The following is a 19,001-nucleotide window of genomic DNA, read 5'->3' on the forward strand; positions in this document are numbered from 1 at the left end:
CAATCATTCAAAATCGTTCGAAAACAATATTAAAAATTTAAAGGATTTTGTCACGTTATATTAGTGATTTTTTAAACCTTCATATTTTACACATATAAAAACCATTCAACGAAAAACGTTGAATGGTATCTATCATCATTGTGCGTTTCGATTTAATTGAGTTCTAATCATCTTTTCAATAAATATAATAACAATACCACTTAATGATACCGCTATAGCCATATATAATGGAAATTCGATATTCACATCAAAAAGTGTACCTGCAACGAGAGGACCAATAAAATTCCCCATACTTGTGAATGTTGAGTTAAGTCCTCCTGCAAAGCCTTGTCGATTACCTGCAATATTAGAAAAATAATTCGTAATTGCAGGTCTAATCATATCGAAACCAATAAAGACGATAAAGCTAATGAGCATAATTGTCCAATACCCTTGAGCAATAATAAGCATTACTAGAACAATTGCTGAATATAGTAATGACCACGCAATAAAATTCAATTCAGTTGTAAATTTCATGAATTTATCAAAGAAAAACACTTGGAATAAGGCGCCAAAAATACCGCCTCCTGTGATAGCAATCGAAATATCTTTAGGCGTATAACCAGCTTTATCGGATGTATATAATGAAAAAAGTGTTTCAAATGCAGACAATCCGAATGCTAATACTAATGTTAAAATCACTGGTGTTAAGAACACCTTCCAATTAATTTTAGTTAAGAGTTCTGGATCATATTGAGGGAAACCTGCTGTTGTCATTTTCTTAGGATTGTGAATTACAATTAATGACATAATAAAAGCAATGATTCCCAAACCACCTGCAAAATAGAAAGGTAATCTATGTGAAACTTCTGCTAAAAATCCACCAAAACCAGGACCTAGAATAAAACCAGAATTAATGATTGCTGACATGTAACCAAAGTTCTTTGCTTTATCTTGTGATGGAGAAATATCAGCAATAAGTCCTGTTACACCAGGCATAACCATACCTGCACTAAAACCACCTAACACACGAGAAATAACCAAAATTGTAAATGAGTGACCAACTGCAAACATAAATTCAGATATTGAAAATAAAACAAGACCGATACATATAATTAATTTTTTACCCAGTTTATCAGCTAGTCCACCACCAAATGGTGAAATAATCATTTGCGCTAATGCAAATGAAGCTACCAGTATACCTAAATCACTACCTTTTAATCCTAAATCTTTAAGATAAACTGGTAACACCGGTATAACGAGTCCTATTCCTAAAAATATTAGGAAAATATTAAAGTAGAGTGTAAATAATTGTTTTCTCATAATGGTGTCCCCCTCTCTCGTATTTTACATATCTTTATTCAAAATATGCGGGTCCCTATACAAACATACCTTTTCATCATATTAACACGTTAAAAGTCAATATATTGTAATATATTTCACAACAAATTAACAGCCGGACGTCTTCTTATTTCCAGTATATAATATGTAGGTGCTTTAAAATGATAATTCTTACTGCTTTTACTTTTTTGGTTGATTACTAAAGCTTAGAACGATATTATTAAAACTCAGTTGTCCAATTTTATTTTAACGGATGAAAGTATTAAATCAAATGACAACCAAAGTATGTTATGAAAGTAGTGTTAATCATGCAACCCCGATATATAGCGAGAATATATTTTATTATTCTGTTTGTCATATCTTTATTTGAAACCAAGATTTTCAATTTTATGACGTTAAATTTATTTTTAGCGTATATTCCATACGAACTCTGCTTATTATTAAAATTATTTAAACCTATCAAGAAATTCGAATGGCCTTTATTTGTTGTATTTGGCATGATCTTTTTATTACTCGTACCTAATACCTTCTATATGATTACTGACTTGATTCATTTAAATCAGTTTCAATTCAATTTCTTAGTAGGGTTGAATTTAAAGAAATGGATATTCTTTACTTATTTAATGTTAGGCGTCTTTTTAGCCATGTATGTCATGATCTTGATTTTTATGGAAATTCTACATTTTACCAAACACATCTGGCTTAATCGCATATTAGTTATTATTCTTATGTTTTTAAATGGTTTGGGTATTTATATGGGCCGCTTCTTAAGATTTCATACGGTATATTTAATCAATGAACCATTAAAAATATTCTACGAGGTCCTAGGTGTATTTAACCTAAAAACATTTATCTTTGTGTTATTAATGGTAATAATGCAATCAGCAATCATTTTATTTGTAAAAGGAGTTCGATTACAAAAATGATGTTAAACCTAATCATTTTATTAGCAATCATTATAATTCTACAACTCGTTGTAGGTCATTTTATACATGATATCGGTTTTAGCTATGCTAAAAGTATCGGTCTTATGTTTCTACCATTAGGTATAGGTTTGTTTATTTTACAGGCTTTTCATTTCGAAAGAAAATATCCAAATTGGGACGTCCCACTAGGGGTTAAATTACGATTAAAATATATGTACATTTTAACCTTTTTCGAATATGTTGCTGTATATGTTTGCTTGTTCTGGCTTAAATAGTACATGTGTCATTTCATTTTGAATGAACTCAATTCAAATAACCTACAAAAGAACAGGACTTTAATCACAATGATTTAAACAATGACATTACACGTTGACGGCTATCACTGTGATTAACCATTGGTTCAGGATAATCAATCCCCAATTCAATACCTTGTTGTTTTAATAACTGCATATGCTTTTTAGTATCGTGTAATAGATGGCTATCTACATTATTGAATGTGGGTAGCCATTGTTTTATATATAATGCGTTTTGATCAAATCGCTCACTCTGTTTAATAGGATTAAACATCCTAAAATATGGTACCGCATCTGTTCCAGTCGAAGCGGACCACTGCCATCCATGAACATTCGACGCATTATCATAATCAATTAATTTATCTTTGAAATAAGTTTCTCCCCATCGCCAATCTATCAATAAATCCTTCGTTAAGAATTGGGATGTCACCATTCTCATTCGATTATGCATATATCCAGTTTGATTCAGTTCTTGCATAGCAGCATCTACAATTGGATATCCTGTTTCACCGTTTTTCCATTTATTAAATTGTTGCTTGTCATTGACCCAATCAATGTTTCGATATTTCTCTTTAAATGATTGATGGGCTGTTTCTGGATACTGTGTCATCAGTACATAATAGAATTCTCTAAAAATTAATTCTCTGATAAATGCTTCATAATTAGATTCGTCACTTTCATACCCCTGTAATAAATCATTAAATACTTGCAATATATCAATCAATCCATATGCTAATGCAATACTAAGTTGACTCGTTAATACTTCAGGTAAATACGCTCTATTTGACTCATAATTTTGAATATCATTATTTAAGAAACTTTGCCATTGCTGTTGTACTTCTTTTTCAGTTAATCCACTATGGCTATCATTAATTTGCGTTGGGGCGTATGCCGGCTCGACTATTTTTGAAATATCACTTAATTCGTAATGTGCTCTATGTCGTTGCATGACATATGGTCGCCATTTTTTATAAAAACTTGTAAATACTTTGTATGGTTCGCCTTGATTGTTAAATGTTTTTCGTGGACTAAAATAATGTTGTACACGAAGCGCATCAACATGGATACCTGCGTCATGAAATCGTTGCTTTTGATGTGGATAATCATATGATTCATGATGATAACTCATGATATCACTTGCCATAACGACTTTATCTAATTGTTGGTTAATACAAAACTCTATTAAATAATCGTAATCTATTACATTCGTTTGAATTTGATAATGATTTAATGTGTTGATAAAAGCATTGAGTGTTCCATGATAAAATGATGCTTTTAATTGTGCTTCATCACCAAATTTTTCTTTAGGTATAATCAATACACATGTATCAGTAGTATCTAATTGATTACAAATATAAGCTAGTAACGGATTATGATGAATTCTAAATACTCTATTTAATATAACGCCAACTTTCATTGCTCAATCACCTATCATTCCTTGTTTTTTGATTTATACCCTTATCCTAGTAAAATAAATATCTAACTTAAATGATAGATTATCTTTGTAATAAAAATACGTCTATTTCATTTATAAAAAAAGCTCGACGATCTATTAAACCGCCAAGCTATTTATCTTACATTATTTATACTAAACCTAACCATTTCCAATACGTTAAACTAAATATAATGACTAATATATAGCCGACTATCGTTAATGGTATACCAGATTTCAAGAAATCTTTAACTGTAAATGTATCTGTACCATACGCTAACATATTTTGTGGTGCACTCACTGGTAGTAAGAATCCAAAGCTAATTACAAATTGTTGGATTAAAACAAATCCGATAGATTGATCGCCAAGATGTAATGTTGATGTTAATGAGATAAATACAGGAATGAGTGCAGATGATAAGCTTGTAGCACTTGCAAAACCTAGGTGAATTAAAATATTAAATAAAGTAATAAGTGCTATAGTTGCAATAATCGGTAATCCTTTAAGACCCATTAACCCAAAGGTTTGGTCACTCAACCATTGTGCTGCCCCTGTTTTTAATAATACATTTCCTAATGAAATACCGACACCAAATACTATGATTGTGCCCCAAGGAATCTTATTTTCTACACCTTTCCAGGTAATAACGCCAATTTTAGGTAAGAGCATGATACCTAAGGCAATTAATGTAATTGATGCAGAATCAATTGGATGTAACACTTTTTCAGTTGACCAAAATACCAATAATAATAGAGAGATAACGATTAAACGCCATTCACTTGGTTTCACTGGACCTAATTGGTTTAACTCTTTTTTAATTAACGCTTTTCCACCTTCAATAGATTCACGTTCGGGTGGCATCACTTTGATCATAATAAAATAAAGTGCGATAGACATTAAAACTGACCAAGGCGCAGCGTACATGAACCATTCACCCCATGATACATCATGACCTAAATTCTGATTAATAAAATTAATCGCAACGATATTTTGTGCTGCCGCCGTTTTAATACCAATATTCCAAATAGAAACTGCTTGAACTGACGTAATAATTAATAAAGATGCTAACTTACTCTCTTTAGAAACTTTAAATGCTGCAATCATACCTAATAATATTGGTACGACTGCACCCGCTCTAGCTGTTGAAGAAGGTACAAAGAACGCAAGAACAATTGAAACAAGTATTGCTCCTATGACAATATTTTTAGTTTTATTCCCCACAACAGATAATACTAATAATGCTAAACGTTTGTGTAAGTTGGTCTCCTGCATAGCTGCTGCTAAAAATAATGCAGCTGCAACTAACGCTACCGCTGAAGTAGAAAAGCCACTAAACGCAAGTGTTAAGGCATTATTTGTTCCTAATATTTCACTACCTTTAATAATGGCATCTCCATTTTTAGGGTTGCCAAGCTGCTCAGATAAATTTTGAACAGGACTGAAACCTAATAATAATATAATCAACCCTAAAATCAACGTTGCTGAAACAGGATATGAAACTGCTTCAGTAACCCACATAATGACAGCAAATGCTAGTATCGCTAGAGTCATTTTAGCCATCACTGGCAAACCTGCAGGTGTAGGTAAAAGTAATATGGCTATTAACACGATAAAACTAATGATAATCCATAGTGGTTTATATCCCTTTTTCTCTTTTTTGGTAGTTTCAGTATCGACTACCTGTGAATTTTGATTCCCTTTAGACATAGACACCGGCTCCTTTTTATCTTGACCTTACACTCTAATTATATCAAGAAAGCGCTTTACCTATGCGATTCACTTACAAAAGTCATATAATTCTCACTTTTTAAAAATTAAATTATTTAAAATAGACACACTCAATTTATTGTGAACGATAGGTTTTACGATTTGACTTTAATTCATTATTCAAATCTATATTTAAGTGCATCTTTAACATTTTTGACTGATAACGCTGATGTATCTAGTTGATTTTGTTCTTCTTGACTTAAAGTTAATTCTAATATTTCTTCTACGCCATTTTGTCCAAGTTTAATCGGCACTCCTAAGCAGATATCTCGGTATCCATACTCGTCTTCGAGATATGTAATTGCTGCCAATACTCGACATTTGTCTTTTAAAATGGCATCAATCATCTCATAAATTGCGGCAGCAGGTGCGTAATATGCTGAACCATTTCCTAATAACTGGACAATTTCGGCACCGCCTTTTCGTGTTCTATCAATAATTTGATCAATGACTTGCTGATCAAGTAGTTCACTTAAAGGGATTCCATTGACTTGTGTTGAGTTGACTAATGGCACCATTGTATCTCCATGACCACCCAAAACTAAACCTTGTACATCTTCAACAGAGATTCCTAACTCTTTGGCGATAAATGTTTTATATCTGGCACTATCTAATACACCTGATTGCCCCAATACTCTATGTTTAGGGAATCCAGATGCGACTAATGCAGAATAAGTCATCGCATCAACAGGATTAGTCAATACAATAATAATGGCGTCGGGGGCATATTTTGCGATTTGTTGTGCACTGTAATGAACAATTTCTTCATTTGTTTGTATTAAATCATCTCTACTCATACCAGGTTTTCTAGCAATTCCTGCTGTTATCACTACAATATCCGAGTCTTTCGTTTCTGAATAGTCGGCAGTACCTTTAATATCAATATTAAAGTTAAAAATAGGTCCGCTTTCTTGAATATCTAACGCTTTCCCTTTTACTGCACTTTCAGATTGTGGGCGATCTACAATCACTATGTCAGCGCTTTCATTTTTCGCTAAAATAAAAGCTAATGTTGCACCTGTTTTACCTGCACCGATAATAGAAACCTTTTTACGTTTATTCATCAAATACACTCCCATTTATAAATTGATAAAAAACAAAACTCCGTTATTTCAAATTAATTATAACATTGAAATAACAGAGTTTTTCATTAAATATTGGTATTTTATTTTTTAATTTGTCCAAAAATTTCGTGGTTTATGCCAAACACATATAATAATATAAAGAATGCTGCACCACTTAATATTGTTAATACTAAAGTTAATATAAGCGTACGTTTAAAATGACGAATGAATGCAATAAATAGTAATCCTAAATTATAGGCAAAGAGTAAACCAAATAACGTCATTGTTACTTTTATCTCAGGATAAAAAATATTACATAATAGTACGATTATCGCAAAGATTAAATAAGGAATCATAATTAAATTACGTTCAAATTTAAGTTGTTTCTGATGTCTATCTTCATTATTCATTTAATAAAATCCTTTCTAACATTTTATTTATAAAATGTCATGCCCCATTGCTGCAGTGTATATATCAAACCACTCTTGGTCAGTTAAAGTAATCGATAAGCCAGGTAGAGCAGCATCAATTCTTTCAATTTTATGGGTACCTAGCACCGGCATGATATCATTGGGATGTCTATTCAACCAAGCTATCATAATAGCCGTTTCATTAACATCATATTTTTGTGCTAAAGGTTCAATAATGGCACGTACATGTCTCGCTTTATCATCGGATGGATCAAACAATTTACCGCCTGCCAGTGGACTCCAAGCCATTACTTTTACTTGATTTTCATACATTTTGTCCATCACACCATTATTTAAAATGTCTGTTTGATATGGGGACACTTCTAGTTGGTTAATGCTAATATGCAATTTATCATGATTAAGGCTATGTTTTAATAAATCATATTGTGTTTCGTTAAAATTGGATACCCCAAATGATTTGATTTTACCTTCATCGACAAGTTCCTTTAAAGCATCCGTTATTTCATCGGGATTCATTAATGGTGAAGGTCTATGAATCAATAAACTATCTAAATAATCCACATTCAAACGTTGTAATGAATTGTTAACTGATCGAATAATATGTTGACGACTATGATCATAGCGATGACCATCAGTAAACGTTTGAGTTTTAGATGGTAAGACAATACCACATTTAGATACAACTTGAATGTCATCACGTAAGCTAGGTGATAACTGTAGCGCTTTACCAAATATAGATTCACATTGATAATCCCCATAAATATCGGCATGGTCCATCGTAGTGATGCCACGGTCAACGAGCTGATTGATAAATCGATTCAATTCTTGATCAGTATACTGCCATTCATTTGCTCTCCAAAACCCTTGAATCATTTTTGAAAAATCAACGTACTGATTAATCTTTATTTTATCCATAATCATCACGACCTTATTATTATTTAATTGCTTTCTATTAAATAGAAGCAGTTGAATTTAAAATCAAGTAAATTGTAACATATCCAATTTATTTCTGAGTTGATTAATGTCGATTTGCTCTCCGATAATGACTATTGATAAAGGCAATTCTTGATTGATGGGACCAAAATCAGGCAACCCATAAGCCAATTGAAATTCAATTGTTTCATTGGGTTGGTCTCTAAATTGCACATATCCTTTAAGTCTCATCACATTTTTCGGTAATTGCATTATAAATTGATAAAATAACTGGCGATCAATCGGGCTCGTAAATGTATATTTCATACTTTGAATACCATGGTGATGGTGGTGTTTATGATTGACAGTTTTATCTATGATTTGATTACTTAATAAATTGATGTCAAATTGTCCATATGTTGTTAATACATTGGGCGCATGGGGATTAATTTGAACCAATTCTTCTTTGATTTTATGTAATTCCTTAGAATCAATACAATCTATTTTATTAACGACTAATAAATCACTTATTTCAAGTTGTTCTTCCATTAGTGTTTGAGTAGATATAGTGTAATCATTCCTATTTAAAAATCGTTCAGCATCCACTAAACTAATGATTTGAGGCATATTTATATATTCGATAATAGTCGGATCTTGACATGCAGTAATCATTTCTATAGGATTAGCAATTCCTGTTGCCTCAATAATGATATGATTACAATCACCTTGTTGTATTAGTGATTGAATTTGAGTGATTAAGTCTGTCTTTAAATCGCAGCATACACAACCATTGATGATTGATCGCACTTCGATATTTGCGTCTATATTTTGACTATCAATATCAAATGAACCAAATTCATTCATAATCACTTTGATTTTCTCATCAATTTTTAATAATTCGCTAATATAATGTGTCAGTAGCGTGGTTTTCCCACTACCTAGGAAACCACTTATGATAGAAATTGATATTTTTCTAAAATTATTATTTTTCATTGTAAAATTCCTTTTCTATTACAAGTATTTTTAAAAATGATAACATAAATATTAAATTATCTTTTTGCTTGATTTAACGATAGATATCTTCTAAACTTTAAACATACTTTAATTTTAGCATGACATTGAATCACAGTGTGTTGTGAATTATATTCCGCACAACATAGACGGATTCCAATCCGAATAGAGAGAAAAAAACGGATAGAATGTCTGGAGGAGAACTTTAATGTCTGATCAACATAATTTAAAAGAGCAACTATGCTTTAGTTTGTACAATGCTCAAAGACAAGTAAATCGCTACTACTCAAACAAAGTCTTTAAAAAGTACAATCTAACTTACCCACAATTCCTTGTATTAACTATTTTATGGGACGAGTCGCCTGTAAATGTTAAGAAGGTTGTGACTGAACTAGCACTTGATACTGGTACAGTATCCCCACTATTAAAAAGAATGGAACAGGTTGATTTAATCAAACGTGAACGTTCCGAAGTCGATCAACGTGAAGTATTTATTCACTTGACTGATAAAAGCGAAAAAATTAGACCCGAACTTAGCAGCGCTTCTGAAAAAGTTGCAACTGCATCATCATTGTCACTTGAAGAAGTGGATGAACTTAACCGATTATTAGGTAAAGTCATTGATGCATTTAATGAAGCTAAAGATAATTAATTAAGCTTTTGTCATGGTAATTTAAAGTTAAAGTTTAGAATTTAACACTTTTAAAGTATAAAAATGCTCTAAAGTACTTCTCAGTATTTTAGAGCATTTTTATATTACATTATTGTCATGCCTATATTACTGATTTAACTGCTCCATTTGATATAGATATCCTCTATTTTTAATTAACGTTTCATAAGTGCCTTGTTCTTTGATTTCTCCATCTATCATAACTATAATCCTGTCAAAATCAGGTAATAGTCGTAAGTCATGTGTAGATACAATGATTGTTTCAGCTTCTTTAAGTAATAAATGCATCATTTGAGTTGTATTTTCAATATCTAAACCAGTCGTTGGCTCATCTAACATCCAAATCTTAGCATTTGTTTTAAGTAATAAGCGAGCCATACTTAATCGTTGAATTTCCCCGCCTGATAATGTTTCACCGTTCATCGTCATATACTGTTCTGTTGATAAATGAGATAAATCTAACGAATTTAATACATGTTGTATCTCGTCCTCATTACAATTTGTCAGTAAATTGTCCTTAATAGTGCCATCAAATAATTGTTGGGACTGTAACAATGCATTAATATCATTATATTTAACTTCATCTTCTATTTGAAAGATATCAGACTGGCTATAAATGACGCTACCTTCTTGAACTTGATATAATCCTAACATGACTTGTAGTAGCGTACTTTTACCACTTCCAGATGGACCTATAATAGCTATTTTCTCACCATGATACACATTAAATGAAACTTGATTTAATACAGGTATTTCTTGATTTGCGTACTTAAATGTGACATTATTCAGTTCAAATAAAGGTGCTGACTCATCATTTGCAACGCTATCTTCCTCTTTTATTATATCGTCGTATTGAATCACTTCATTAATATCATACAATGATTGGTCTGTATCTGCTTTATAATATGCAACATTACTCATAGGGACAGCTTGTTCAAATAATGTAAGTACCATTAATACGATACTTGTTAAATAAACCACATCTAATGTTTGTGAGTGAATTTGCAACGCACCTAAGTATAACGTGCCAAATATAGACACCATTGCAATGATATTAAGCATATAATCATACATTGCTAAAAATCGTTGTTCCTTATTTTGCAAATGATCAAATGATTGCAATTGCTCTAATACATCATTTTTAAATGACGCTTCTTTATTAAAACGTTGTAATTCTTTATAACCTTGACGATAATCGTAGAATCGAGTTAAAAATTGGCTTTGTTGAACTTTAACCAATTGTTTTAATCTTCGTGCCCTCTTACTACTTAATAAAGGAACGAGCCATAATGTCATTAACATACTCATAGCAATTAAGACTGCATGCGCTGGTGATAGAAAGATGTATACAGACATCGTTATCACGGCTGTCATTCCTATCACTATCGGTGGATAATACACGCGTAAATAAATATTTTGTAGTGCTTCCACCCTACTTACCATTCTTGAAATTAAGTCACTCGAATTAAACTTACGATATACATCTGGTATTACTTTAACAAGACCACGGAAAAATTGAACTCTGACGTTTCTCAACATGGTGAATGTCGTTCGATGAGAATATAGTCTTTCATAATATCTAGCAATAGCACGTAAAAAACCAAATAATTTAACAGAAACGACTAATACCATCAACGCATATAATGGTGCACCTAATGCGCTTTGTGTCACCATATAGCCACTTAAAAAGAACATCGCTAAGGCGACTAAACTTCCTATGATACCTATTATAATTGCAATCACTAAATCCTTATCTATTGTAAATCGTATTTGTGATTTCATGATTCGTCACCATTTTCTTCTTTATTCACTGAAATCAATTGATCATCTTTAATAATGTAGCCATCTTGAATATATAATCGACGGGTTGCCTTTCTAATTGTTGAGTCTCGATGGGCTATAATTAATTGAGTTGTTTCTTTAAAATAATCATCAAGCACACTCTGGATGACTTGTTCCGTTTCAATATCTAATCCTGAAGCTGGTTCATCAAGTACAACTAAATCTGGCTGCATAACAAGCAAGCGACATAATTCTATCCTTCTCATCTGTCCACCAGAGAATGTTTCTCCGCCATCACCTATCATCGTATGGATACCATTTCGTAATGACATTACTTTTTCTTTTAACTGTACTTTTTCTAATACATCAATGATTATTTCATCCTTAACATCACTAAACATCGCAATATTGTCTTTAATTGATGCAGTAAAAATATATGGATTCTGACTTAATATCCCCATACGCATATGTTGATATTTAAATGTCACTTCCCCTTCGGTTGGTATTAATGAACGTGTGATGATTTTAGATAATGTCGTTTTGCCAGCGCCACTTGGTCCAACTAAAGCGATATGTTCGCGTTCGTAAATATCTAAATGCGTAGATTCCAATGCAAATCCATGTCCCATTTCAGTATTATATTTAAATGAAACGTTGTTTAATCGAATAAACGGTATTTGACCTTCTTGATAGACAAAATCAGATGGCTTTTTCTTGGTCGGATGATCTAAAAATTCAAATACCACATCACTGGCACCTTCACTTTGTTTCCCAGTATGGAACGCTTGACCCAAATCTTTAATCGAATTATAAAATTCTGGCGCTAAAATAATGGCGATAGCCGCTGTTTTAAAATCTATCGTATGAAATACAACAAGACTTAATGCTGCTTCTAACGCAACAAGCCCTATACCTAACAAACTAATAAACTCTAGCATCAAACCCGATAAAAATGCGCTTTTTAATATTTTCATCGTCAAATCTCTAAATTGAGTGCTATCGTCATAGATGTGTTTTTCAGTACGCTTTGTACGATTAAATAACTTCAACGTAATTAAACCTTGCGTCAGATTAAGGAATCGTTGTCCAAATTGATTTAAGTAAGTCATTTGATCCTTAGATTCATCGCGTGTTTTCAAACCGAAAATGATATAAAACAATGGAATGAATGGTGCTGTTACCAACATAATTAGCGCTGTATTCAAATGAATCCAAAACATCGCAATGATAATTGCCATAGGAATCGTGATGGATTTAAATACTTGTGGTAGATAACTTTGATAAAATGGAGAAATTCCATCGATGGTTTCAGTAATGAGTGTCATCTGTTCACCCACTGGCCGTCCTGATTCTATATGAACCATACGTTGACGCAAGTTATGTTTAACATGACTTGAGAGATGATTACCTAATAATTGATTGATAAAGTTTAAGGTCGCGCGTAACATAAGCACGATTATAATCAATGTAAGAATAAAACTAAGCGATTGCTTCGTTTTAGATAACATAAGATTTAAGAATTCTGCTATTGCTACATTCTGTACGACAACAGCTACAGCTAACGTAACACATACTAAGAGCATTAAAATTGGATATCTTTTATATTTATATACTAGTTGCATTAATTTTTTCACAATTTAATCACCTAAATTTCGTTATAGACTCAATAATAAAGTCTAGTAGTTATATGCACAACGATAGTGCATTTGACAATATTATGACGTTTGATTTTCTCATACTTTGGTCTAGTGTTATTACTAACAGTAGCATGGGTTGAAATGAGTGTGCTATGATAATATGGTGAATTTATAGTAATCAAAAAACATTTATAAATGAAAGTAGGTACAATATGTTATTACTTGAATTGATCAAGGGTCTTATTTTAGGTATTGTGGAAGGCCTTACCGAATTTGCACCTGTTTCTTCTACAGGTCATATGATTCTTGTCGACGATATGTGGTTGAAATCCACAAAGTTCTTAGGTGAACAATCTGCATTTACTTTTAAAGTCGTGATTCAGTTAGGTTCAGTTTTCGCAGCAGCATGGGTGTTTAGAGAACGTTTCTTTGAATTATTACATATCGGTAAACATAAACCTGAACAACATGCTACAGCAGGACGCCGTTCTAAACCTCAACGTCTAAACTTATTACATGTATTAGTTGGTATGATTCCTGCAGGTATTTTAGGTTTCTTATTTGACGATGTCATAGAAAAATATTTATTCAGTGTTCCAACAGTTATGATTGGCCTTTTCCTAGGTGCTATTTATATGATTATCGCTGATAAATATTCTGAAAAAGTTACCAATCCTCAAACAGTGGATCAAATTAACTATTTCCAAGCATTTGTAATCGGTATTTCGCAAGCCATTGCAATGTGGCCAGGTTTTAGTCGTTCTGGGTCAACCATTTCCACAGGTGTTTTAATGAAAATGAATCACAAAGCAGCATCTGATTTTACATTTATTATGTCTGTTCCTATTATGCTTGCAGCAAGTGGTTTATCATTGTTAAAGCATTATGAATATATTCACTTAGCACATATACCATTCTATTTATTAGGATTCTTAGCAGCATTTATCGTAGGACTCATTGCTATCAAGACTTTCTTACACTTAATTAATAAAGTGAAATTAGTACCATTCGCCATTTATCGAATCATCTTAGTAGTTATTATTGCAATCCTATACTTTGGTTTCGGTATTGGTAAAGGAATTTAAAACAAACATTTAGTCATTAAGTGATTACACCGTCACTTAATGACTTTTTTGTGCCTATGTTGATCATAAATAATTTCATTTCATTAAAATTTAAAAATATTCTCCTATAATTTCACGCGATAATGTTAGCATCTCTAGTTTATTATCATGTATCATAGGGTATGGATAAAAATAGTAAAATTAATGGAGGCAACGAGTATGGACAAAAAGAAACTCATCAAAACAGCAATTAATGTGTTACCAATTATTATCGTTCCTTTAGTCGTAGAACGTAAAAAAATAAAAGAACATCCTGATGTAAAAAAAGCGACTGATGCAACATCAAGAGCTGCATCTAAAACAACATCTGCTATTTCTAATAAGTCATCTGACGTAAAAGCCTATGTTGGAGATAAGAAACAAGAATTTGATAATAAACGCGAATTGAAAAAAATCGCAAAAGAAAATGATCCTGCTTACATTGAGAAAAAAGGCGAAAAATTAGCTAAGCAAAACCGTAAAGAAGCTGAAAAAATGGATAAAAAGCTTCAAAAAAATATCGAAAAACGTCATAAAGAAGAAGACAAATTACGTGAAGACAACCAAAAGCAACGTATTAAAGATATGAAAAAAACTCAAAGATACGAAGAAAAAGTTGGCTTAACACCTGGTAAACTCGATGAAAAAACTGAGAAAAAAGGTGAAAAGTTAGAAAAAGAAAATCGCAAAGAAGCTAAGAAAATGGACAAAAAGCTTCAAAAAAATATTGAGAAGCGTCATAAAAAAGAAGATAAACTACGTGACGAAGCTGAAAAAGCTAGAAAAAAAGAATTCAAAAAATATAAAGATTATACAGCTAAAAGTGTTGTTAAACAAAACAAAGAAGCCGACCAAGAGGCTTAATCATTAATGACACATATTATTATTGACGGAGATGCTTGTCCTGTTGTTAATTCAGTCATAGAATTAACGCAAGAGACAGGCATTTTTGTTACAATTATACGTAGTTTTAGTCACTTCTCAACACAAATCGATCCTGAACATGTTCGAACTGTGTATGTCGATGATGGACCCGAATCTGTCGATTATAAAATTGTACAACTTGCTTCTTCAAAAGATATTGTGATTACTCAAGATTATGGATTAGCAAGTTTATTACTAAATAAAGTTAGATTTGTGATGCATCATAAAGGATTCTTGTTTAATGATGATAATATCCAACAATTATTGGATCAACGTTATATCAATGCTCAAATACGAAAGCAAGGTGGAAGACATAAAGGTCCTCCCCCTTTTACTAAGCAAGATAGACAACATTTCGAACATCAATTTAAATTACTAATACAAACTTGTTAAAGGAGGATTATAATGAAGAAAATTGCAGTTTATTGTGGTGCGAGTAAAGGTAACGATGATATATACGTTAAAGAAGCCTATGAATTAGGAAAATATATGGCTGAAAAAGGCTATGAATTGGTCTTTGGTGCTGGCTCTGTAGGCATTATGGGAGCAATTCAGGATGGTGTATTAGACCATGGTGGTAAAGCTATTGGTGTTATGCCAAAAATGCTTGATGAAAGAGAAATAACAAGTCAAAAAGTCAGTGAACTCATACTTGTAGATTCGATGCATGAACGTAAAAATAAAATGACAGAACTTGCAGATGCATTTGTTATGGCGCCTGGTGGTGCCGGTTCATTAGAAGAATTCTTTGAAATGTATAGTTGGGCACAAATCGGTATTCATCAAAAACCAATTGGCGTTTATAACATTAATGGTTTCTTCGAACCGTTACAATCCCTTATCGATCATATGATTGCAGAAGGTTTTATTGATGAAAAATATCGTGAATTAGCACCGCTATTTGATACTAAAGAAGCTTTGCTAGAAGGTTTACTTAACTATCAACCTTTAGGCGTTCGTACATATGATTAACCTCTTAACTATTAAAAGCCAGTAAATGCATTAATTAAATTGTATTTACTGACTTTTTAGTTTGATAATTCTACTTAATTATATTGATAATTCATCGATGGTTACACACGGATCATGATTAGCAAAAACACCTAGACAGTGTCTATCTTTTTCAATATTTTGTACCCATTGTAGTGAACGCTTTTCTTGTTTTTTACTACTTAAAATGCCAGGCAATCTAAGTTCCCTCCAATTTCCTGGGTAATATCCTACATCTGAAGCTAATAAAATATAATCATCATTTCGCAATGATTTAATTATGAAACTCGTTAATCCTACTGAATGCCCAGGTGTATGCACTAATGTAATAGCACCGTCATTAAATAAATCAAATGATTTATTTTGGGGACCAATATGTGTTGCCTTGAAATGGAATGGTCGCAAAGATGTCCCTTGCCATAAAGCTGTATTATATCTAAGTGAATGCTTTTGATTGGCTTTTTGATACTCTTCATTACTAACTATCATTGCCTTTGCTTCTTTTAATAATTGAAGTCCTCCAGCATGATCTCCATCTAAATGGCTTAAGATAACATATTCAATATCTGACACATTAAATCCTAATTCTTTAATTTGGTCATCTATCAATTCTCCTACTTTCACATTCGGTATTGCCACTTTGTTCTTTCTAACTAAACCTGGTAATGGTGTTACTTTACCTTCAGTTTCTTTGCCCATCCCTGTATCTATCAGAACAAGTCCTTTAGGGTGTTCGATTAAATAACAGCTTACTGGAACTTCTACACGATAATTAATAGATCGAAATAAGCCTGTAAATGCAATAGGATTTCTAGAATCACCTTGACCTGTTAACGTTTCATCAACCAACACAGACCCTGTTCTGATAAAGTGTACTTTAATTTGGTTGATATTATTGTTCTGTACGATGATTATCATTCCAATCTACAAGTTTATGTTTAAAATATTCATCTTCTAATAATTCCACTAGAGATAATTCGTCTAATTTTTCGTTAAACGCTTGAATTGCGTCATTAAGCTGTTGTTTCACTTTTATCTCACTATCTTTAATATGTTGGTCATTAAAAAATATCCTTCTTGATAAGTGAGAAATTTCAAATTCAATGACATCTCCATTACTTATAGCCTCTATAACATCTTTTAAAGTAATATCTTCAATTGATTGATTAAGTTGAAATCCACCATCTTTACTAGCATTTGAAGTGATTAAATTGGCAACAACTAATTTTCTCAAAATCTTCTTCAATGAAGAATCTGACACTTCCAATTTTTCACTTAACGTTTGACTCTTAACAGCACCTTGATTTTCTTGAGTTGCCAAAATAAGTAACACATAAATACCTTGTTCAAAATGTTTACTTATTTTCATGTAATTCCCCCTATTTCATAAGTTGTTTTAACAATGCTAGTGATACATCAGTCACATGTACAGGTTTCATATTTTTAATTATTTTACCTAAAATTTTAAATAACGGTATTAATTTACCAAGTGTATCCTGTCTTTCATCCCCATAAATTATTGTAGGATTTACAACACTAACATTCTTTTTGGTTTCTTTTAATTTTGAGATAATATCTTTTTTAATATTAATGAAAGCTTTAGGTCCTAATGATGCTCCTAAAAAACCAATGTTCTCCGCATGTAAATCATCGGCAAGTTGTATTGTTACTTCTGCTGGTACTAAGTTCAATGCAATTAGTTTTTGTTCATTTTTTTGTGGTCCACCAATCAAATCAACTACATAGTCTACTTGATTAGGTAACTGTGATTTAATTTGCTCAACATGTTGTATATCACCTTTAATATTATGCACATTTTTATGAGAAATAACATTATTTCCACTTCTAGATACAACATATATTTCTATGTCTTGATCTCTTTTTAACCATTGTCTTGTAAGTTCCCTACCAACTAATCCATTACCACCTATAATAATTGCTTTCATCACTTAATCCTTCTTTCTGTTTCGTAGAATTTTAATATCTATGGATATTTTATATCTAAAGACCAGTGATTGCAATCCTTTTGCTTAACTAAATATTCATTTTTACATTTTTCCAACTAAAAAGCGCCAAGAAATAAATGTTTGTCATATATTTCTTGGCGTTTTGTTTTAAATTTTTATAAATCAATCTCATATCTCACATGTCTTTTTAAAGGATGATATTTACTTAGATTAGGAAATTCAAAATGATCTAGGAACGTCATCCCAATTTTTTCCATTACTTTTCTTGAGGGTAAATTTGTTTCAGCGGTGAAACTATAAACTTTAGTTATACCTTTTTCTTTAGCAAATCGGAGCACCGCTTCGGCCCCCTCTGTCGCAATACCATTTCCCCAAACTTCAGGTATCAGGCGCCAACCTATTTCATATAGTGGTAGTTCTTTAAATGGATACTCACTATCCTCTGGAATGTAATTTAATCCTATAAATCCAAGCCATTCATTCGTTTCTTTAAGTTCCACGGAAAATAAACCGATACCATAATCTTTTATTATTTGGTCCATCTTCTTCATATCAAGTTCTGATCGACGATAACTTAATAAACTTGGAAAATATCTTCGTACTTGTGGATTGGCATTCATCTTTTGAAATGGTAGTAAATCACTGTCTTCCCAATCTCGTAACTTTAAACGCTCCGTCTCAATATAAACAACCATTTTTTAACACTCCATTACTCCATAAATACATCTTCACTTATATTTTAGTATAAAATTAACGCGCTATGAAACGTTT

At 32.0% G+C, this 19,001-nt stretch carries 20 protein-coding genes; 7 read left to right on the top strand and 13 right to left on the bottom strand.

The window, feature by feature from the left end; genetic code table 11:
• Positions 1-135: 135 nt before the first annotated feature.
• A complete protein-coding gene (norA, locus tag ssp1_RS09930; protein WP_075778885.1) occupies positions 136-1,302 on the bottom strand; it encodes a multidrug efflux MFS transporter NorA in 1,167 nt (388 codons plus the stop codon).
• A gap of 326 nt (positions 1,303-1,628) precedes the next feature.
• Between norA and ssp1_RS09935 the strand changes: the two genes are divergently transcribed.
• Together ssp1_RS09935 and ssp1_RS09940 are read left to right on the top strand one after the other, a co-directional pair.
• Entirely contained in the window at positions 1,629-2,246 is a 618-nt protein-coding gene (locus ssp1_RS09935; protein ID WP_075778884.1) for a DUF1361 domain-containing protein, read from the top strand.
• A complete protein-coding gene (locus ssp1_RS09940; RefSeq protein ID WP_002450975.1) occupies positions 2,243-2,521 on the top strand; it encodes a hypothetical protein in 279 nt (92 codons plus the stop codon). Before ssp1_RS09935 ends, ssp1_RS09940 begins: the two co-directional genes overlap by 4 nt.
• A 64-nt stretch (positions 2,522-2,585) precedes the next feature.
• On the opposite strand, the gene ssp1_RS09945 is transcribed toward ssp1_RS09940, so the two are convergent.
• The 6 genes from ssp1_RS09945 to ssp1_RS09970 all read right to left on the bottom strand — a co-directional run bounded on the left by ssp1_RS09945 (position 2,586) and on the right by ssp1_RS09970 (position 9,139).
• Complete coding sequence (locus tag ssp1_RS09945) at positions 2,586-3,956, bottom strand: cryptochrome/photolyase family protein (RefSeq protein ID WP_002450976.1); 1,371 nt, start codon at positions 3,954-3,956, stop codon at positions 2,586-2,588.
• Positions 3,957-4,122: 166 nt separating this feature from the next.
• Complete coding sequence (locus ssp1_RS09950; RefSeq protein ID WP_075778883.1) at positions 4,123-5,679, bottom strand: SLC13 family permease; 1,557 nt, start codon at positions 5,677-5,679, stop codon at positions 4,123-4,125.
• Between the two features lie 176 nt (positions 5,680-5,855).
• Positions 5,856-6,803 (bottom strand): malate dehydrogenase, encoded by a 948-nt coding sequence (gene mdh / locus ssp1_RS09955; RefSeq protein ID WP_075778882.1) that lies wholly within the window; start codon positions 6,801-6,803, stop codon positions 5,856-5,858.
• Positions 6,804-6,904: 101 nt separating this feature from the next.
• Positions 6,905-7,213 carry a hypothetical protein gene (locus ssp1_RS09960; protein WP_002450979.1) on the bottom strand — a complete coding sequence of 103 codons (309 nt, stop codon included), beginning with the start codon at positions 7,211-7,213 and terminating at the stop codon, positions 6,905-6,907.
• A gap of 27 nt (positions 7,214-7,240) precedes the next feature.
• Positions 7,241-8,149: an aldo/keto reductase gene (locus ssp1_RS09965; RefSeq protein ID WP_107536049.1), complete on the bottom strand. Its 909-nt coding sequence runs from the start codon at positions 8,147-8,149 to the stop codon at positions 7,241-7,243.
• A gap of 63 nt (positions 8,150-8,212) precedes the next feature.
• Positions 8,213-9,139 carry a CobW family GTP-binding protein gene (locus ssp1_RS09970; protein WP_075778880.1) on the bottom strand — a complete coding sequence of 309 codons (927 nt, stop codon included), beginning with the start codon at positions 9,137-9,139 and terminating at the stop codon, positions 8,213-8,215.
• Positions 9,140-9,365: 226 nt separating this feature from the next.
• Here ssp1_RS09970 and mgrA point away from each other — a divergent pair, with 226 nt between their 5' ends.
• A complete protein-coding gene (gene mgrA, locus ssp1_RS09975; RefSeq protein WP_002450982.1) occupies positions 9,366-9,809 on the top strand; it encodes a global transcriptional regulator MgrA in 444 nt (147 codons plus the stop codon).
• Positions 9,810-9,935: 126 nt separating this feature from the next.
• On the opposite strand, the gene cydC is transcribed toward mgrA, so the two are convergent.
• The gene (cydC, locus tag ssp1_RS09980; RefSeq protein ID WP_075778879.1) at positions 9,936-11,609 is read right to left on the bottom strand and encodes a thiol reductant ABC exporter subunit CydC; all 1,674 of its coding nucleotides are present in this window, start codon (positions 11,607-11,609) and stop codon (positions 9,936-9,938) included.
• Complete coding sequence (locus ssp1_RS09985; RefSeq protein WP_118828207.1) at positions 11,606-13,243, bottom strand: ABC transporter ATP-binding protein/permease; 1,638 nt, start codon at positions 13,241-13,243, stop codon at positions 11,606-11,608. Before ssp1_RS09985 ends, cydC begins: the two co-directional genes overlap by 4 nt.
• Positions 13,244-13,458: 215 nt before the next feature.
• Between ssp1_RS09985 and ssp1_RS09990 the strand changes: the two genes are divergently transcribed.
• From ssp1_RS09990 to ssp1_RS10005, 4 genes are all read left to right on the top strand, one after another.
• Entirely contained in the window at positions 13,459-14,331 is an 873-nt protein-coding gene (locus tag ssp1_RS09990) for an undecaprenyl-diphosphate phosphatase (RefSeq protein ID WP_002450985.1), read from the top strand.
• Positions 14,332-14,529: 198 nt separating this feature from the next.
• Positions 14,530-15,213, top strand: a complete 684-nt coding sequence (locus ssp1_RS09995; protein WP_049425598.1) for a hypothetical protein — start codon at positions 14,530-14,532, stop codon at positions 15,211-15,213.
• Positions 15,214-15,219: 6 nt separating this feature from the next.
• Positions 15,220-15,666 (top strand): YaiI/YqxD family protein, encoded by a 447-nt coding sequence (locus ssp1_RS10000; protein ID WP_107536047.1) that lies wholly within the window; start codon positions 15,220-15,222, stop codon positions 15,664-15,666.
• Positions 15,667-15,678: 12 nt separating this feature from the next.
• Positions 15,679-16,245 (top strand): LOG family protein, encoded by a 567-nt coding sequence (locus ssp1_RS10005; RefSeq protein WP_002450988.1) that lies wholly within the window; start codon positions 15,679-15,681, stop codon positions 16,243-16,245.
• A 78-nt stretch (positions 16,246-16,323) separates the two neighbouring features.
• Here ssp1_RS10005 and ssp1_RS10010 read toward each other — a convergent pair whose 3' ends face one another.
• The 4 genes from ssp1_RS10010 to ssp1_RS10025 all read right to left on the bottom strand — a co-directional run bounded on the left by ssp1_RS10010 (position 16,324) and on the right by ssp1_RS10025 (position 18,925).
• On the bottom strand, positions 16,324-17,181 hold the full coding sequence (locus tag ssp1_RS10010; RefSeq protein WP_080496620.1) for an N-acyl homoserine lactonase family protein: 858 nt from the start codon (positions 17,179-17,181) through the stop codon (positions 16,324-16,326).
• Complete coding sequence (locus ssp1_RS10015; RefSeq protein ID WP_002450990.1) at positions 17,156-17,632, bottom strand: RrF2 family transcriptional regulator; 477 nt, start codon at positions 17,630-17,632, stop codon at positions 17,156-17,158. Before ssp1_RS10015 ends, ssp1_RS10010 begins: the two co-directional genes overlap by 26 nt.
• A gap of 10 nt (positions 17,633-17,642) precedes the next feature.
• Positions 17,643-18,209: an NAD-dependent epimerase/dehydratase family protein gene (locus ssp1_RS10020; RefSeq protein WP_075778877.1), complete on the bottom strand. Its 567-nt coding sequence runs from the start codon at positions 18,207-18,209 to the stop codon at positions 17,643-17,645.
• A gap of 176 nt (positions 18,210-18,385) precedes the next feature.
• Positions 18,386-18,925: a GNAT family N-acetyltransferase gene (locus ssp1_RS10025; RefSeq protein ID WP_107536046.1), complete on the bottom strand. Its 540-nt coding sequence runs from the start codon at positions 18,923-18,925 to the stop codon at positions 18,386-18,388.
• Positions 18,926-19,001: the final 76 nt, after the last annotated feature.

Origin of the sequence: Staphylococcus sp. M0911, assembly GCF_003491325.1 — a bacterium.
Lineage (GTDB): Bacteria > Bacillota > Bacilli > Staphylococcales > Staphylococcaceae > Staphylococcus > Staphylococcus warneri_A.

What these genes read in the sequence shown, in the direction of transcription:
- ssp1_RS09950 (WP_075778883.1), bottom strand. Translation starts at nt 5,679, where the DNA reads ATGTCTAAAGGGAATCAAAATTCACAGGTAGTCGATACTGAAACTACC.
- ssp1_RS10010 (WP_080496620.1), bottom strand. Translation starts at nt 17,181, where the DNA reads ATGATAATCATCGTACAGAACAATAATATCAACCAAATTAAAGTACAC.
- ssp1_RS10015 (WP_002450990.1), bottom strand. Translation starts at nt 17,632, where the DNA reads ATGAAAATAAGTAAACATTTTGAACAAGGTATTTATGTGTTACTTATT.
- ssp1_RS09960 (WP_002450979.1), bottom strand. Translation starts at nt 7,213, where the DNA reads ATGAATAATGAAGATAGACATCAGAAACAACTTAAATTTGAACGTAAT.
- ssp1_RS10005 (WP_002450988.1), top strand. Translation starts at nt 15,679, where the DNA reads ATGAAGAAAATTGCAGTTTATTGTGGTGCGAGTAAAGGTAACGATGAT.
- ssp1_RS09935 (WP_075778884.1), top strand. Translation starts at nt 1,629, where the DNA reads ATGCAACCCCGATATATAGCGAGAATATATTTTATTATTCTGTTTGTC.
- ssp1_RS10020 (WP_075778877.1), bottom strand. Translation starts at nt 18,209, where the DNA reads ATGAAAGCAATTATTATAGGTGGTAATGGATTAGTTGGTAGGGAACTT.
- ssp1_RS09990 (WP_002450985.1), top strand. Translation starts at nt 13,459, where the DNA reads ATGTTATTACTTGAATTGATCAAGGGTCTTATTTTAGGTATTGTGGAA.
- ssp1_RS10025 (WP_107536046.1), bottom strand. Translation starts at nt 18,925, where the DNA reads ATGGTTGTTTATATTGAGACGGAGCGTTTAAAGTTACGAGATTGGGAA.
- cydC (WP_075778879.1), bottom strand. Translation starts at nt 11,609, where the DNA reads ATGAAATCACAAATACGATTTACAATAGATAAGGATTTAGTGATTGCA.
- ssp1_RS10000 (WP_107536047.1), top strand. Translation starts at nt 15,220, where the DNA reads ATGACACATATTATTATTGACGGAGATGCTTGTCCTGTTGTTAATTCA.
- mgrA (WP_002450982.1), top strand. Translation starts at nt 9,366, where the DNA reads ATGTCTGATCAACATAATTTAAAAGAGCAACTATGCTTTAGTTTGTAC.
- ssp1_RS09945 (WP_002450976.1), bottom strand. Translation starts at nt 3,956, where the DNA reads ATGAAAGTTGGCGTTATATTAAATAGAGTATTTAGAATTCATCATAAT.
- norA (WP_075778885.1), bottom strand. Translation starts at nt 1,302, where the DNA reads ATGAGAAAACAATTATTTACACTCTACTTTAATATTTTCCTAATATTT.
- mdh (WP_075778882.1), bottom strand. Translation starts at nt 6,803, where the DNA reads ATGAATAAACGTAAAAAGGTTTCTATTATCGGTGCAGGTAAAACAGGT.
- ssp1_RS09995 (WP_049425598.1), top strand. Translation starts at nt 14,530, where the DNA reads ATGGACAAAAAGAAACTCATCAAAACAGCAATTAATGTGTTACCAATT.
- ssp1_RS09965 (WP_107536049.1), bottom strand. Translation starts at nt 8,149, where the DNA reads ATGGATAAAATAAAGATTAATCAGTACGTTGATTTTTCAAAAATGATT.
- ssp1_RS09970 (WP_075778880.1), bottom strand. Translation starts at nt 9,139, where the DNA reads ATGAAAAATAATAATTTTAGAAAAATATCAATTTCTATCATAAGTGGT.
- ssp1_RS09940 (WP_002450975.1), top strand. Translation starts at nt 2,243, where the DNA reads ATGATGTTAAACCTAATCATTTTATTAGCAATCATTATAATTCTACAA.